Genomic DNA, 15344 nt, shown 5'->3' on the forward strand with positions numbered 1-15344 from the left:
CGCCTCCCTACTCCGCCGCGACGGGCAGGTCGCCCGCGCGCGAAAAGTCTTCGGGGAAATGGGTGATCGCGCTCATCACGGGCATCGGCGTGAGCCCGCCCATGGCGCAGAGCGAACCGTCGGTCATGACCTCACAGAGGTCGGCGATGACGGTGAGGTTCTTCTCCGGGCTGATCCCGGCGATGACCTTGTCCATCGTCTCGACGCCGCGGGTCGCGCCGATGCGGCACGGGGTGCACTTGCCGCAGGATTCCGTGGCGCAGAACTCGAAGGCGAAGCGGGCCTGCTTCGCCATGTCGACGGTGTCGTCGAACACGACGATGCCGCCGTGGCCGACGAGACCCTTGTTGGCTGCCATCGCCTCGTAATCGAGGGGCGTGTCGAGCAGATGATCGGGGAAGTAGGCCCCGAGCGGGCCGCCGACCTGCACCGCGCGGACCGGGCGGCCGGAAAAGGTGCCGCCGCCGTAGCCCTCGATCACCTCGCGCAGCGTGATGCCGAAGGCGGTCTCGATCAGGCCGCCGTGCTTCACGTTGCCGGCGAGCTGGATCGGCAGGGTGCCGAGCGAGCGGCCCATGCCGTAATCGGCGTAGGCCTTGGCGCCGTGCTCCAGGATCCAGGGCGTCGCCGTGAAGGTCATCACGTTGTTGACGAGCGTCGGCTGGCCGAGGAAGCCCTTCAGCGCCGGGATCGGCGGCTTGGCGCGGACGATGCCGCGCTTGCCCTCGAGGCTCTCCAGCAACGAGGTCTCCTCGCCGCAGATGTAGGCGCCGGCGCCGAGCCGGACCTCGAGGTGGAAGCTCTTGCCCGAGCCCATCACGTCGTCGCCGAGGACGCCCGCCGCGATGCCGTTGGCGATGGCCTCCTTCAGCGTCGCGAAGGCCTGCGGGTACTCGGAGCGCAGGTAGATGTAGCCCCGCGTCGCGCCGACGGCGACGGCGGCGATGGTCATGCCCTCGATGAGGTTGAAGGGGTCGCCCTCCATCATCATCCGGTCGGCGAAGGTGCCGGAATCGCCCTCGTCGGCGTTGCAGACCACGTATTTCTGGTGCGACTGCGCCAGCATCACCGTGTTCCACTTGATGCCGGCGGGAAAGCCGGCGCCGCCGCGGCCGCGCAGGCCGGATTCGCGGACCTCGCCGACGGTGCCCTCGGGGCCGAGCCGCAACGCGGCCTCGAGGCCGCGATAGCCGCCATGGGCCTTGTAGTCGTCGACCGAGACCGGATCGATCACGCCGCAGCGGTGGAAGGTGAGTCGCTGCTGGCGGGCCAGGAACGGGATCGCCTCCGGGTCGCCGAGGCGGAGCGGGTGGTCGCCGCCCTCCGCCAGGCCGGCATCGAGGAGCGCGTCGACGTCGGCGGGCGTCACCGGGCCGTAGGCGACGCGGCCCTCGGGGGTCGCGACCTCGACCATCGGCTCGAGCCAGAACAGGCCGCGCGAGCCGGTGCGGACGATCGACACGTCGAGGCCGCGGCGCTCGGCGCCGGAGAACAGCGCGCGGGCGACGCGGTTGGCGCCGAGGCCGAGGGCCACGGCGTCGCGGGGGACGTAGAGGGTGATGCTCATGGGGGTGCTCATGCGCGCGCCTCGCTGAGGGCCGCGTCGAGGCTGTCGGCGGTGAGGCGTGCGATCGGCTCGCCGTCCACCAGCGCCGCCGGGGCGTTGGAGCACAGGCCGAGGCAGTAGACCGGCTCGACCGTCGCGTTCCCGTCGGCGGTGGTGCCGTGCCAGCCGGTGCCGAGGCGCGACAGGATCTCGGCGTGCAGCCGGTCCGAGCCCATGGCCTGGCAGGCCTCGGCGCGGCACAGCTTCACCGCGTGCCGGCCGGTCGGGTGGGCGCGGAAGTCGTGATAGAAGGTGATGCAGCCGTGGACCTCGGCCCGCGACAGGTTGAGCGCATCGGCGATCAGCGGCACCGCGCCGGCATCGACGTAGCCGAAGGTCTCCTGCAGCGCGTGCAGGATCGGAAGGGTGGCGCCTTCCAGGTGACGGTGCTCGGCGATGATCCCGGAAGCGCGCTGCGCATCCCAGGGCTCGAAACGCGGCATGATTTCCTGCCCAGATTGTTCCCGTTCTAAGTGGCGACTGGAACAGAAATGCCGATTGCATTCAATCGTGCAGATCGGTCGCTCGACAAAGGTCTTCTGTCGAAATCGGGGGTCCGGCCCTTTGCTTCCCTACGGACGAACCCGCGAGCGCGGCATTTTCAACGCGTCCGATTTGTCATGCTGCACCGCAACAGAACGGAGCGTCGGAGCGCACGTCATGCTGCCGTGCAATAAACTACCGGTTCGCATTCCGGCCTCAACCCTCGGATGGTTCGGCCCGCGTTCGTCTGCAACCATCGACGGGCACACCGAAACTTTCTTTTCGCCGGCATGAAACCCTGGACCAAAGCACGACTTGACAAGCCCTAAGGGCAGTCTTGGAGCTGTCCGTCAGGCTTACGACGGCGCTGGCAACGGGATGAATAGGGCGCCGAAGGTGACGAATTCCATGGTCAAGAGCGATCTCCACCCGCCGCATTCCGGGCCCGGGTCCGATCCGGTGCTCTACGGGGTGGCCGCCGGGCTCGCCGAGCTGTTCCCGCCGGTGACGGCGCACCCGCGCCCGGTCCACGATCGCGACCGGGCCGAGACCGACGAGCCCGACCAGGACTGAGGCGACGCGCCCCGAGCGCGAAACCCGACGCGTCTTCCGTCGGAGCGCGTCCCGCGGCGATCGTGATCAGAGCGCGTCCCGCGCCGTGTCCTGCCAGCGCACCAGCGGGGTCGTGAGCGCGACCAGCAAAGCGTCGGCGAGCTTGCCCGCCACCGCGAAGGCGATGATCGCGGCGAGGATCTGCTCGGGCTTGGAGAATTGCTGGCCGTCGATCAGCAGGTAGCCGAGACCTTCGGACGCCCCCATCAGCTCGGCCGCGACCACGAACAGGAAGCCGAGCCCGAGGCCGGTGCGCAAGGCCGTGACGGTGGCCGGCAGCACCGCGGGCAGCAGGATGCGCCGGACCTGCGCCGCCCGCGATAGCCGGAAGATCCGCCCGACCTCGACGAGCTTGCGGTCGACCGAGGCGATGGCGCCCGCGACCCCGACATAGACGGGGAAGAACACGCCGACCGCGATCAGCATCACCTTCGGCGTCTCGAGGATGCCGAACCACAGGATGAACAGCGGCACCCAGGCGAGCGACGGCACCGCGCGCAACGCCTGCAGGCTCGGGTCGACGAGCCGGCGCAGGGTCGGCAGGGTCGCGGTCAGCGCGCCCGCGACGATCCCCGCCGCCGCGCCGAGCGCGAAGCCGAGGCCGACGCGCACCAGCGTCGCGGAGACGTGCATCCACAGGTCGCCCGAGCGGGCGAGCTCCCACAGCGTCGCCGCGATCCGGCTCGGCGGCGGCAGCAGCCGTCCCTGCGCCAGGCCGGCACGGACCGCCGCCTCCCAGCCCAGCGCCAGCGCCAGCGGAAGCAGGAGGCCGAGGCCGGCCCGGCCTAAGCGCGGGGAGACCGCGCGTCCGGCCCGTGGAGCGGCGCTTGGCGCGAGGTTGGAAGCGGCGTTCGCCGCCGGAGCGGCCGCGGGTCCGGTCATCGGGCGTCGAGCTCGGAAAGGTGTGGCATCGGACCGTCGGGAGCTGGAGGGTCGGCGGCCCTATAGCACCGCCGCGGGCTCAGCGCCGCGCCTCGGTCGCCATCCGCACCGCGAGGCCGGCGAGCACGGTGCCCATCAGCCAGCGCTGCGCCACCATCCAGGCCGGGCGCCCGCCGAGGAAGGCGGCGACCGACCCGGCGGTGACGGCGAGCAGCGCGTTCACGCCGACGCTGATCCCGGTCTGCACCGACCCCAGCACCAGCGATTGCACCAGCACGCTGCCGTGCCCCGGCGTGATGAACTGCGGCAGCAGCGACAGGTACATCACCGCGATCTTCGGGTTGAGAAGGTTCGTCAGGAACCCCATCGCGAACAGCCGCCGCGGCCCGTCGGGCGGCAGCATCCGCGGCTGGAACGGCGAGCGCCCGCCCGGCCGCACCGCCTGCCAGGCCAGCCACATCAGGTAGAGCGCGCCGGAAAGGCGCAGGGCGTCGTAGGCGAAGGGCACGGCGAGCAGCAGCGCGGTGATGCCGAAGGCCGCCGCCAGCATGTAGACGAGATACCCCGCCGCGACCCCGCCGAGCGAGACCAGCCCGGCGCCCGCCCCCTGCGAGAGCGAGCGCGAGACCAGGTAGACCATGTTCGGCCCCGGCGTCAGCACCATGCCGAGGGAGACCAGCGCGAAGCCGAGGAGGTTCGTGATCTCGGGCATGCCTCCGGTCGCTCCTGCTGTGTGCGTCGACCGAACCGTGGGCATATCGCGGCGCGGGCCCCCTCTCCCAGGGGGAGAGGGACAGGGTGAGGGGTGTGACCTTTCCGTCTGAGGCACGCCCCTCATCCCACCCTTCTCCCCCTGGGAGAAGGAGCCGCGCTGCGGATCGCGCGGACGATACGGCTCTGCGACGACCGATGCGAGCGGGGCTCGATACGCCCTCGCCTACCGCGCCGGGTTGAAGCGCGTGTCGATCAGCCCGTCGACGGCGGCGGCGACGTCGGTGCCGGCGGGGATGATGCCGGCCTGCTGCAGGGCGAGGCCGGCCGCCTGGATCGAGGCCGCCTGGGCCTTGCCGACCGCCGGCTCGGAAAGGTCGGTGCGGGCGACCTGCCGGGCGATCACCGGCTCGGGCAGCTTCGTCGCGGCGACCAGGGCCGCCTTCAGCGCGTCCGGGTTCTGGATCGCGAACAGCCGCGCCCGCTCGTAGGCGGCGATCACGGTGCGGACGAGCTCGGGGTTCTCCTGGGCGAACGCCTCGCGCACGTCGAGCAGGCCCCAGGTGTTGGCGCTCGCGTCGCGGAAGAACAGCACGTCGTCGTTCTCGATCTCGGCCGCGGCCATCATCGGGTCGAGGCCGGCCCAGGCGTCGACGTCGCCGCGGTCGAGCGCCGTGCGGCCGTCGGCGTGCTGGAGCAGGACGAGCTTGGCGTCGCGCTCGGTCAGGCCCGCGCCCTGGAGGGCGCGGATCAGGAAGATGTGCGGGTCGGTGCCGCGGGTCACGGCGATGCGCTTGCCCTTCAGGTCGGCGACCCGGGCGATGCCGCTGTCCTTGCGGGTGACGAGCGCGGTCCATTCCGGCCGCGAGAAGGCGTAGACCGCCTTGATCGGGTTGCCGTTGATGCGCGCCACGAGGGCGGCGGCGCCGGCCGAGGAGCCGAAGTCGATCGCGCCGGCATTGAGGAATTCGAGCGCCTTGTTGGAGCCGAGCGACTGGACCCAGCGCACGGTGATGCCCCTCGGCTTCAGCGCCTCCTCCAAAAACCCCTTGTCCTTCAGGACCAGCCCGACCGGATTGTAGGTCGCCCAGTCCAGGCGGACCTCCTTGACCTCGGCGGCGCCGGCGGGCGCGGACAAGGCGGTGGGCAGGGCGACCGGGAGAGCGAGCGCGAGGGCGGCACCGAGGAGCGCGCGGCGGGCAAGGCGCATGAGGACAGTCCTTTTCGGATCGGGCGTTTGATCCGAGCTAGGCCGGTGCGTTCTTTATGTCAAACGACAATTCCGCAATATAGGACGCACAGCCGTGGACGATCGGCATCAACCGAGTTGCAGGAACGCCGCGATCTTCGCCTTCACGTCATCGATCACGGCCGCCGGCGCGACGTCGACGAAGCGCGCGTAGCGCTCGGCCCAGGCGAGCGGCTTGCCCTGGTCCGCAAGGACGAAGCCGTGGATCTTCAGCCCGGACGGCAGGACCACCTCGTAAGGGTAGCCACGTCCGCGGCTGGTGACCGGACACGCGAAGCAGCGCCCGACGAGGCCGTTGTAGGACCGCGGCGTGAGGACGAGCCCGGGCCGGGTGAAGCCCTGCTCGGTCCCAAGATGCGGACTGAACTCGAGAAAGATCAGGTCGCCGAGATCAGGGCAATAGGGCGGCTCACCAGATCTCGTCACCGACCGTCCGCCCCTCGAACTGGTCGTCGTGCAGGTTCTCTTTGGTGATGCCGGCAAGCAGGCCGTCGAAGGTGTAGCGCGGCGGCTCTGCGCGCGGCGCGATGACGATCCGCCCCTCCTCGACACTCAGTTCGGCCGTGCTGCCTTCCGCAGCGCCGACGTCTCGCAGGATCTGCGCCGGAATGCGGAGGGCGAGACTGTTGCCCCATCGGGAGAACTGAACGATCACGCGCACCTCTCCTGGCATGGCTGTGACCAAGCTTCGAACGGCACCGTGCCGCGCTCGCATCAACGTATCGCCTTCGTATATACGATCCCCGGGACGGCGCGTCAAAGCTCGCCCACCGGCACCCCGCCCGCTCCGGCGGATCCGGATCGAGCGTGGCTTCGGCGTGGCTCTTGCTCGCGGCCCCTCGCCCGAGGCCCTTCGCTGACGAGCCCCGGCTCGAGGACCCTGGCTCGACGCGGCGCGCCGGTCCGGAAGCCCGGCCCCGCTGGCAGCACCGGCAGTTCATGCTAACGGGTACCCATGTTCGATGTCGTCGCTGCCCTGGACAAGGTTCTGGATGCCCTGGATCGCGAGGCTCGTGAGCCGACGAAGCTCCGCGCCGTTCTGGTGCCGGAGCTGAAGCGGGTCATCGAGGCCGGCCACGCGGCGGCCGAGGCGCAGCTTCTGAAGGACCGGGACGGCATGCGCTGCGCCCGCGCCCTGTCGAACCTCACCGACGCGGTGGTGCGCGCGATCCACGACGCGGTGGTCTGGCGGCTCTATCCGAACGACAACCCCTCCACCGGCGAGCAGCTCGCGGTGGTGGCGACCGGCGGCTACGGCCGGGGCACGATGGCGCCGGGCTCCGACATCGATCTCCTGTTCCTGCTGCCCTACAAGCAGACCGCGTGGTCGGAGAGCGTCGTCGAGGCGATGCTCTACGTGCTGTGGGACCTCAAGCTGAAGGTCGGCCACGCCACCCGCTCGGTCGAGGAATGCCTGCGCGAGGCTCGCGCCGACATGACGATCCGCACGGCGCTCCTGGAGGCGCGCTTCCTGTTCGGCACGCGGGTGCTGTTCGAGGAGCTGGTGACGCGCTTCGACGCCGAGCTGGTGATGGGCACCGCGCACGAGTTCGTCGAGGCCAAGCTGCGCGAGCGCGACGGCCGCATCACCAAGGCCGGCTCCTCGCGCTACCTGGTCGAGCCCAACGTCAAGGACGGCAAGGGCGGCCTGCGCGACCTCAACACCCTGTTCTGGATCGCCAAGTACACCTACCGGGTGCGCGACCAGGTCGAGCTCGTCGCCGCCGGCCTGTTCACGGCGGAGGAGTACCGCCTGTTCGAGCGCTGCGACGAGTTCCTGTGGCGGGTGCGCTGCCACCTGCACTTCGTCACGCGGCGCGCGGAGGAGCGGCTGTCCTTCGGGCTGCAGCCGAAGATCGCCGAGCGCCTCGGCTTCGGGCCGCGCGGCGGGCTGTCGGGCGTCGAGCGCTTCATGAAGGCGTACTTCCTGATCGCCAAGGACGTCGGCGACCTCACCGCCATCGTCTGCGCCGAGCTGGAGGCGCGCCACGCCAAGCGCACGCCGGTGCTCGACCGCTGGATCGGCAAGTTCCGCGATCGGTTCCGCGCCACCGCGATCGAGGCGGAGGATTTCTGGCTCGACCACGGCCGGGTCAACGTCCGCGCCGAGGACGCGTTCGAGCGCGATCCGGTCAACCTCCTGCGCCTGTTCTGGCTCGCCGACCGGCACAACCTCGCGATCCATCCCGACGCCAAGCGCCTGGCGAACCGCTCCCTGCGCCTGATCGGCCACGCCCTGCGCGCCGACGAGGAGGCCAACCGCCTCTTCCTCGAGATCCTGACCTCGAAGAACTCGCCGGAATCGGTGCTGCGGCAGATGAACGAGGCCGGCGTGCTCGGCCGCTTCATCCCGGATTTCGGCCGCATCGTCGCGATGATGCAGTTCAACATGTACCACCACTTCACGGTGGACGAGCACCTGCTGCGCTCGCTCGGCGTGCTCGCGGCGATCGATTCCGGGCGCACCGAGGAGCAGTTCCCGCTGGTCTCGCGCCTGGTCAACGCGATCCACAACCGGCGCGCGCTCTACGTGGCGATCCTGCTCCACGACATCGCCAAGGGCCGCCCCGAGGACCACTCGATCGCCGGCGCGGCGATCGCGCAGAAGCTGTGCCCGCGCTTCGGCCTGACCCAGGCCGAGACCGAGACGGTGGCCTGGCTCGTCGAGCACCATCTCCTGATGTCGATGACCGCCCAGAGCCGCGACCTCTCGGACCCGAAGACCATCGAGAAGTTCGCCGCCGTGGTGCAGACGCTGGAGCGCCTGCGCCTGCTGACGATCCTCACCGTCGCCGACATCACCGCCGTCGGCCCCGGCGTCTGGACCGCGTGGAAGGGCACGCTGATCCGCACCCTCTACGACGAGACCGAGGTGGTGCTGTCGGGCGGCCATTCCGAGATCGCCCGCACCGACCGCGTCCGGCTGATCCAGATGGGCCTGCGCGAGCAGCTGCCCGACTGGTCGTCGGAGGTGTTCGACGCCTACGCCGCGCGCCACAACCAAGCCTACTGGCTGAAGGTCGACGGCGTGCGCCAGTTCAAGAACGCCGGCTTCATCCGCCAGGCGATCGAGGCCGGCCGTACCAGCGCCACCGACGTCGAGACCGATCCGGTCCGCGGCGTCACCGAGCTGACGGTGTACTCGCCCGACCACCCGCGGCTGCTGGCCATCGTCACCGGGGCCTGCGCGGCGGCCGGCGGCAACATCGTCGACGCCCAGGCCTTCACCACCAGCGACGGCTTCGCCCTCGATTCGATCTTCATCTCCCGCGCCTTCGAGCGCGACGAGGACGAGATGCGCCGCGGCCGGCGCATCACCGCCTCGATCGAGCGCTCGCTCAAGGGCGAGATCAAGATCGCCGAGCTCGTGGCCGACAAGCACCCGCCCTCCACCGGCCGGGCCAAGACCTTCCTGGTCCCGCCGGACGTGGCGATCGACAACGCACTGTCCAGCCGCGAGACGGTGGTCGAGGTCACCGGCCTCGACCGGCCGGGCCTGCTCTACGAGCTGACCACGGCGCTGAACCGCCTCAACCTCAACATCACCTCGGCGCATGTCGCGACCTTCGGCGAGCGGGCGGTGGACGTGTTCTACGTCACCGACCTGACCGGCACCCGCGTCACCCAGCCCGACCGCCAGGCGGCGATCCGCAGCGCGGTGATGGAGGTCTTCGCCGGCGACGTGGCGGTGATGAAGGCGGAGGGGCTGGAGGCGCTCGTCGCCGCGCCGCCGCCGCGGGAGGCGTGATGTGCTTCGCCGGGTTGATTTCGCGGCCCGCGCGCCTGATATCAACGCCGACCCCGAAATCACCCGGCGAGCCCTTTTCGCGATGACGAGCAACGACATGCAGCATGACGACCCGCGCCAGAGCACGGTCGAGGCCGGGGCCGGCGTGGCGCACGAGGCGCCGCACGACGCCCCCGCGTCCCAGGACGGGTCGGCCGCCGACGCGAAGCTCGCGGCGATGACCGCCGAGCGCGACGAGCTGAAGGACCGCACGCTGCGCACGCTGGCCGAGATGGAGAACCTGCGCCGCCGGACCGAGCGCGAGGTCGCCGACGGCCGGACCTACGCGGTCACCAACTTCGCCCGCGACGTGCTCAACGTCGCCGACAACATCCGCCGCGCGCTCGACAGCGTCCCGGCCGAGGCGCGGGCCTCGGCCGAGGGCGCGTTGAAGGGCCTGATCGACGGCATCGAGCTGACCGAGCGGGATCTCGCCAAGACCCTGGAGCGCCACGGCGTGAAGGTGGTCGAGCCCAAGGGCCAGCGCTTCGACCCGAACCGCCACCAGGCGATGTTCGAGGTGCCCGACCCGGAGGTGCCGGCCGGCACCGTCGTGCAGGTGGTCCAGTCGGGCTACGTCATCGGCGACCGGACCCTGCGCCCGGCCCTGGTCGGCGTCGCCAAGGGCGGCCCGAAGGCCGGCGCGCCGGCGGACGCCGCGCAGGCGTAAGGCGGCCGAGGCAGGCCGGGCCTCGTCCGGCCTGCGGTCCCGCCTCGGGGGCGCCGCCGCGACGCCTTCCTGCCCGGCCCGTCGGTTCGCGGCTGCGCGGGGTCTCGGCGCCGGATCGATCCCGCCACGCACCGCGCGCCCGTCTCGGACGGGAAAGGCGCCCTTTCCCCCGCCGGGCGGGAGGGACGGGCGATCGGGCGTCGCAGGACAGTCCGACAGCGGCCCGCCCGGGTCGGGCGCCGCCAGCGCACGCCATCCGGGAACGGCCGCGCCATCGCCGTGCGCGAACGCACGGCGCGTCCGCCGAATCCTCGCCCGCACGGCTTCCGGATGCAGGCGACAGTTGAACATTCGGAAACGCTTGGGCCATAACTTCGCCATCGGCCGGGCGCATCCCGGACGAGTCGGCGCGGCGCGCGAAGCGTCGGGGCCGGGCTCGCGGGCGCATCGCCCCAGCGTCGCGCATCGGAATCGTCATGCAGGTCGTCGACGCGGTCGAGATGAACGGGTACGCCCAGGCGAGCGGTCGGACCGACCTGCGCCGCACCCGCGCGCATGCGCGCGCCCATCGCCACAGCGCCCAAGTGCGCACGCTGCGCCGGGTGCTGCCCCTGGTCGCGGGCGGCGCGGTGATCGCGCTCGGAGCCTGGCTGTTCAACCCGTTCGCGGCCGTCATCCCCGGCGTCAGCGTCGGGCCGGTGACGCTGTCGGGCACTAAGGTGCGGATGGAGAACCCGAAGCTCTCCGGCTTCCGCAAGGGCGACCGCGGCTACGAGGTCACCGCCACCGCCGCGCTGCAGGACATGCGCAAGCCGAGCCTGATCGAGCTCGAGGCGATGCGCGGCCACGTCGCCACCGACGACAAGGGCGGCCTCGCCTGGATCGAGGCGGCGACCGGGCTGTTCGACACCACCCGCGAGGCGCTCGACCTCAAGCAGGACATCCGGATCTGGACCGACAAGGGCGAGGAGGCGCGGCTGCAATCGGCCGCCGTCGACTTCAAGGCCGGCAGCGTGAAATCGGCCGAGACCGTCACCGTGTCGGTGCCGAGCGGCCAGGTGGTCGCCGACGGGCTCGACGTGGTCGAGAACGGCCGCGTGATCTCGTTCATCGGCAACGTCCACACCGTGTTCCACCAGGACAAGGCCAAGGACGCGAAGGCCGACGACAAGGCCGAGCCGGCCAAGGCGCCCCTGCGCGTCCTCACCTCCTCGGCCGAGCCGACGGACGGCCGCCCATGACCGGCCTGTCCGGTCTGCCGGCGCGGCTCGCCGCCGCCTTCGCGGCCGCGTCGCTTCTCTCCGTTGCGCTGCCGGTCGCGCCCGCCCGGGCCGAGAAGCCGGCCGTCGCGGCGGCGCCGAAGAAGAATCCGACCTCGCCGTTCGGATCGATGGGCGGCGGCAAGGAGCCGATCAAGATCGACGCCGACCGGCTCGACGTGTTCGACCGCGAGAGCAAGGCGATCTTCGCCGGCAACGTCGTGGCCGTGCAGGGCGAGAGCACCATCCGCTGCTCGACGATGACGGTCCACTACAAGCGCGGCAAGGACAAGGACGCCAAGGACAAGGCAAGCCCGGCCGCGGAGGCCGAGGACAAGCCCAAGGATGCGGCCGGCATGGGCGAGAACGGCATCCAGAAGGTGGAATGCGCCGGCCCGGTCACGGTGGTGCAGAAGGACCAGGTCGCCACCGGCGACAGCGCGGTGTTCGACCAGGCGGCCAAGCGCATCGTGCTCACCGGCAACGTCGTGCTGAGCCAGTGCCAGAACGTCACCCGCGGCCAACGCCTCGTCTACGACATGAACACCGGCCGCGCGAACATGGACCCGGTGCCGGGCGGGCGCGTCTCCGCCCTGTTCGTGCCGGGCGAGAAGGCCGAGAAGGACAAGCCCGCCAAGGGCTGCGCGCAGCCCGCCGGCATCGCCAGGACCGCGCCGAAGCCGGCCGACGCAGCCAAGGGTGACGCAGCCAAGACGGATGCCGCCAAGGGCGACGGCAAGTCCGACGGCAAGACGCGGGCCCAGGCCAATTGAGCGGTTCGATCGGCGTCCCCGGCGGTCAGGCCCTCTCCCCGCACCGGTCCGAGACCGCGAGCCCGCGCCCGTCCTGGCTCGGGCGGGTGCTCGGCCGCGCCCGGCCCGAGGCGGTGCCGTCCGAGGTCGAGGGCGGCCCCGGCATCCTCAGCGTCCGCGGCCTGCGCAAGAGCTACGGCGCGCGCACCGTCGTGCACGAGGCCGGGCTCACGGTGCGGACCGGCGAGGCGGTCGGCCTGCTCGGGCCGAACGGCGCCGGCAAGACCACGATCTTCTACATGATCACCGGGCTGGTGGCGGCCGACCGCGGCCACATCACGCTGGACGGCCTGGCCATCACCCACCTGCCGATGTACCAGCGCGCGCGCCTCGGCATCGGCTACCTGCCGCAGGAAGCCTCGATCTTCCGCGGCCTGACGGTGGAGGACAACATCCGCGCCGTGCTCGAGGTCGCCGAGCCCGACCGCAAGGCGCGGGCGAGGAAGCTCGATTCGCTGCTCGAGGAATTCGACATCGCGCGCCTGCGCAAGTCCCCGTCGATCGCGCTCTCGGGCGGCGAGCGGCGGCGCTGCGAGATCGCCCGGGCGCTGGCCTCGTCGCCGACCTTCATGCTGCTCGACGAGCCCTTCGCCGGCATCGACCCGATCGCGGTCGGCGACATCCAGGACCTCGTCAAGCACCTGAAGCAGCGCGGCATCGGCGTGCTGATCACCGACCACAACGTCCGCGAGACGCTCGGCCTGATCGACCGCGCCTACATCGCCCATTCCGGCCGCATCCTCACCGAGGGCACCCCGGAGGAGATCGTCGCCAACGCCGACGCGCGCCGGCTCTACCTCGGCGAGGATTTCCGGCTGTAGCGGCGGCGGCTCCGGTCGGGCCCGGTGTCGTGACCGGAAGGACGGCTCGGGGTGGGAAGCCTCATCCGGTCGGCTCCGTGAACGACGCGATGGCCGCGTCGACCAGAGGATTGCTGCGGGCGTCCGACCAGACCAGGGCCGCCGCGACGATCTCGACGTTCTCGGCCAGCGGTCGGATCACGACCTGGGGCGGGGCGAGCCCTTCGAAGCGCAGGGGCACCAGCGCGACACCCTGCCCGCAGGCCACGAAGGCGATCTGCGAGGTCACGGCGCGGACCTCGTGCACGATGCGCGGCGCGAACCCCGCCGCGTGGCAGGCTGCCGTCACCCGGTCGAAGTAGACCGGGCTGGAGCGGCGAGCGAACATCGCGAAATCCGCATCGGCCAGCAGCGCCAGCGGGACCGCCGCCATCCCGGTCAGCCGGTGATCGCGCGGCAGGGCGACGGCGAGACGATCGGTGGCGACCGGCCGCGAGCGGATGTTCGGGCCGAGTTCCCCTTCCAGGCGCGCGAAGGCGAGATCGATCTCGCCCGCCTCGATCAGCGGCACCGCCTCGACGCTGTCGATCTCGCGCACGGCGATCGTCAGCCCCGGCTGGGCCGCACGCAGGCGCGCCACCATCGGCGGCAAGTCCTCCAGAAGCGCCGAGTTGATCGCGCCGACGGTCAGCGTGCCGGTCCGGCCTGCGACCGCCTCGCGCACGGCCCGCTCCAAGCGCTCGACCTGGCCGGCGAAGACCTGCACCGCCGGCAGGATCGCGGCGCCCGCGGGCGTGAGCCGCACGCCGCGGCGGTCGCGGTCGAACAACCGCGCGCCCAGCATCCGCTCCAAGGTCTGGATGCCCTCGCTCAGCGGGGGCTGCGACATGCCGAGCCGCTGGGCGGCATGCCCGAAATGCCGTGCCTCGGCCACCGCCAGGAACAGCCAGAGGTGCCGGATCAACCGGACGTCCACGGTCACTTCGATAGCCCAGCCGTATCACAGGGATCTTGAGATGGTATTTTACCGATCGAAGGGCGGATGGGAAATCCGGGGCTGCGCCGCCACGAAGCGTGCGGCAGGAGCCCGACGATGCCCGACCATCCCACCCTCGTCGCCTACGGCGCGGTGATCCTCGGCTTGGCGATCACGCCGGGGCCGAACATGATCTACCTGATCTCGCGCTCGATCGCGCAGGGCCGCCGGGCCGGCTTGGTCTCGCTGGTGGGCAGCGCGCTGGGGTTCCTGCTTTACATGGCCTGCGCCGCCTTCGGGATCACGGCACTGCTTGCGACGGTGCCCTACGCCCACGATGCCCTGCGGCTCGCCGGGGCGGCCTACCTGCTGCTCCTCGCCTGGTCCGCAGTGCGCCCCGGGGGCGTCTCGCCGTTCCAGGCCGCGGACCTGCCGCAGGCCGGCCCATGCCGGGTGCTCACGATGGGGCTGGCCACGACCTTGCTGAACCCCAAGGCGGCGCTGCTCTACCTCGCGCTGCTGCCGCAATTCGTGATCCCCGGCCACGGCAGCGTGCTGGCTCAGACCCTGGTGCTCGGCCTGATGCACATCGCCCTCAACCTCGCCTTCGGCGTCGTCATCGCCACCACGGCCGGGGCGCTGGCGGCCGGCCTCGCCCGGCGCCCGTCCTGGATGCGGGCGCAGCGCTGGCTGATGGGCGGCATGCTCGGTGCGTTCGCGGCCAAGCTGCTCGCCGAGGCCTGAGGCGAGCCCGACGACCCGCCCGGCGATCGACGGGGCGCCGGGCCGTCCCGATCACCACCACGGCGCCGGGCCGAATGACGCAAGCGGGCGGCGCTCAGCACCGGCTCACGGGACGGCCGCCCTCACGCCGTCGGCTCGTAGACCGAGACCAGCCCGGCCGGCGCCGTGGCGCGCCAGGCGGCGAGCAGGGCGTCCCGCAGAATCTCCTCCTCGCAGGCGTCGAGGTCGAGGTTGGTCCAGCCGCGGCGGCCCCAGGCGCCGTCGATGGCCGAGAACAGGTCCGGCTCGGCCTCCAGCAGGCGCTCCTGGTCCTCCGGCGACAGCCGCAGCACCAGCCGGTCCTCCTCGGTCCACAGCGTCGCGAAGACCCGGCCGCCCACGCGAAAATCCGGGTTGCCCTTGTGCGCGCCGAGGATCGCTTCCGGCAGCATCAACGCGAGCGCGCGCACGTCCTCCGGCAGCACCGCTCAGGGCCCGGCGGGCGCCCGCGACAGGCTGGTCGGCCAGGTGCTGCCGGGATGCTCGCGGACGTCGCCGGGGTTCGATCCGGTCGCGGCATCGCTGGCCCACTCGCCCGGCTCGGCCACCGCCTCGATCCGGTCCTCGGGGTAGTGCGCCTCGAGGAACAGCAGCGCCTCGGCCTCCGAGGCCGCGCGCACCGTGACCAGGGGGCGCGGGCCGGACGGGGTCCGGACGTCGGCGATGAACAGGCGCGTCATGTCGATCTCGCTCGGTGGAGGCTGTGCAGGCAAC

Annotated in this window: 17 protein-coding genes; 7 read left to right on the plus strand and 10 right to left on the minus strand. The window is 71.5% G+C overall.

Translation table 11 applies throughout. The features are described 5' to 3' along the window. Positions 1-7: 7 nt before the first annotated feature. Together MKK64_RS24545 and MKK64_RS24550 are read right to left on the minus strand one after the other, a co-directional pair. Positions 8-1567, minus strand: a complete 1560-nt coding sequence (locus tag MKK64_RS24545; RefSeq protein ID WP_243933720.1) for a formate dehydrogenase beta subunit — start codon at positions 1565-1567, stop codon at positions 8-10. Positions 1568-1575: 8 nt separating this feature from the next. Next, the gene (locus MKK64_RS24550; RefSeq protein ID WP_147726809.1) at positions 1576-2049 is read right to left on the minus strand and encodes a formate dehydrogenase subunit gamma; all 474 of its coding nucleotides are present in this window, start codon (positions 2047-2049) and stop codon (positions 1576-1578) included. 448 nt (positions 2050-2497) lie between these two features. On the opposite strand from MKK64_RS24550, the gene MKK64_RS24555 reads away from it, so the two are divergent. After that, positions 2498-2662, plus strand: a complete 165-nt coding sequence (locus MKK64_RS24555) for a hypothetical protein (protein WP_243933661.1) — start codon at positions 2498-2500, stop codon at positions 2660-2662. A gap of 66 nt (positions 2663-2728) precedes the next feature. On the opposite strand, the gene MKK64_RS24560 is transcribed toward MKK64_RS24555, so the two are convergent. The 5 genes from MKK64_RS24560 to MKK64_RS24580 all read right to left on the minus strand — a co-directional run bounded on the left by MKK64_RS24560 (position 2729) and on the right by MKK64_RS24580 (position 6198). Further along, complete coding sequence (locus MKK64_RS24560; RefSeq protein WP_243933663.1) at positions 2729-3583, minus strand: ABC transporter permease; 855 nt, start codon at positions 3581-3583, stop codon at positions 2729-2731. 79 nt (positions 3584-3662) lie between these two features. Next, a complete protein-coding gene (locus MKK64_RS24565) occupies positions 3663-4295 on the minus strand; it encodes a LysE family translocator (RefSeq protein ID WP_243938174.1) in 633 nt (210 codons plus the stop codon). 225 nt (positions 4296-4520) lie between these two features. Next, positions 4521-5504: an aliphatic sulfonate ABC transporter substrate-binding protein gene (locus MKK64_RS24570; RefSeq protein WP_243938176.1), complete on the minus strand. Its 984-nt coding sequence runs from the start codon at positions 5502-5504 to the stop codon at positions 4521-4523. Positions 5505-5612: 108 nt separating this feature from the next. Beyond that, entirely contained in the window at positions 5613-5969 is a 357-nt protein-coding gene (locus MKK64_RS24575; RefSeq protein WP_243938178.1) for a type II toxin-antitoxin system PemK/MazF family toxin, read from the minus strand. Beyond that, positions 5953-6198, minus strand: coding sequence for an AbrB/MazE/SpoVT family DNA-binding domain-containing protein (locus tag MKK64_RS24580; RefSeq protein ID WP_210246691.1), 246 nt, complete (start codon positions 6196-6198; stop codon positions 5953-5955). Before MKK64_RS24580 ends, MKK64_RS24575 begins: the two co-directional genes overlap by 17 nt. 300 nt (positions 6199-6498) lie before the next feature. On the opposite strand from MKK64_RS24580, the gene MKK64_RS24585 reads away from it, so the two are divergent. From MKK64_RS24585 to lptB, 5 genes are all read left to right on the plus strand, one after another. Continuing rightward, positions 6499-9291 carry a [protein-PII] uridylyltransferase gene (locus MKK64_RS24585; protein WP_243938180.1) on the plus strand — a complete coding sequence of 931 codons (2793 nt, stop codon included), beginning with the start codon at positions 6499-6501 and terminating at the stop codon, positions 9289-9291. Positions 9292-9373: 82 nt separating this feature from the next. Next, positions 9374-10000, plus strand: coding sequence for a nucleotide exchange factor GrpE (grpE, locus tag MKK64_RS24590; protein WP_243938182.1), 627 nt, complete (start codon positions 9374-9376; stop codon positions 9998-10000). A gap of 476 nt (positions 10001-10476) precedes the next feature. Next, a complete protein-coding gene (gene lptC, locus MKK64_RS24595) occupies positions 10477-11241 on the plus strand; it encodes an LPS export ABC transporter periplasmic protein LptC (protein WP_147728819.1) in 765 nt (254 codons plus the stop codon). After that, positions 11238-12032 (plus strand): LptA/OstA family protein, encoded by a 795-nt coding sequence (locus tag MKK64_RS24600; protein WP_243938184.1) that lies wholly within the window; start codon positions 11238-11240, stop codon positions 12030-12032. The genes lptC and MKK64_RS24600 overlap by 4 nt, the downstream gene beginning before the upstream one ends. 86 nt (positions 12033-12118) lie before the next feature. Then, complete coding sequence (gene lptB, locus MKK64_RS24605; RefSeq protein ID WP_243933721.1) at positions 12119-12892, plus strand: LPS export ABC transporter ATP-binding protein; 774 nt, start codon at positions 12119-12121, stop codon at positions 12890-12892. Positions 12893-12953: 61 nt separating this feature from the next. Here the strand turns inward: lptB and MKK64_RS24610 are convergent, their stop codons facing one another. Beyond that, complete coding sequence (locus MKK64_RS24610) at positions 12954-13847, minus strand: LysR family transcriptional regulator (RefSeq protein ID WP_243938185.1); 894 nt, start codon at positions 13845-13847, stop codon at positions 12954-12956. A 117-nt stretch (positions 13848-13964) separates the two neighbouring features. Between MKK64_RS24610 and MKK64_RS24615 the strand changes: the two genes are divergently transcribed. After that, complete coding sequence (locus MKK64_RS24615) at positions 13965-14591, plus strand: LysE family translocator (RefSeq protein ID WP_243938187.1); 627 nt, start codon at positions 13965-13967, stop codon at positions 14589-14591. Between the two features lie 122 nt (positions 14592-14713). Here the strand turns inward: MKK64_RS24615 and MKK64_RS24620 are convergent, their stop codons facing one another. Both MKK64_RS24620 and MKK64_RS24625 read right to left on the minus strand, forming a co-directional pair. Continuing rightward, a complete protein-coding gene (locus MKK64_RS24620) occupies positions 14714-15022 on the minus strand; it encodes an MmcQ/YjbR family DNA-binding protein (RefSeq protein WP_147843214.1) in 309 nt (102 codons plus the stop codon). Positions 15023-15058: 36 nt separating this feature from the next. After that, entirely contained in the window at positions 15059-15310 is a 252-nt protein-coding gene (locus tag MKK64_RS24625) for a hypothetical protein (RefSeq protein WP_147729946.1), read from the minus strand. Positions 15311-15344: the final 34 nt, after the last annotated feature.

The sequence above is a fragment of the Methylobacterium sp. E-025 genome (assembly GCF_022829705.1).
In the GTDB taxonomy this organism is placed as follows: Bacteria; Pseudomonadota; Alphaproteobacteria; order Rhizobiales; family Beijerinckiaceae; genus Methylobacterium.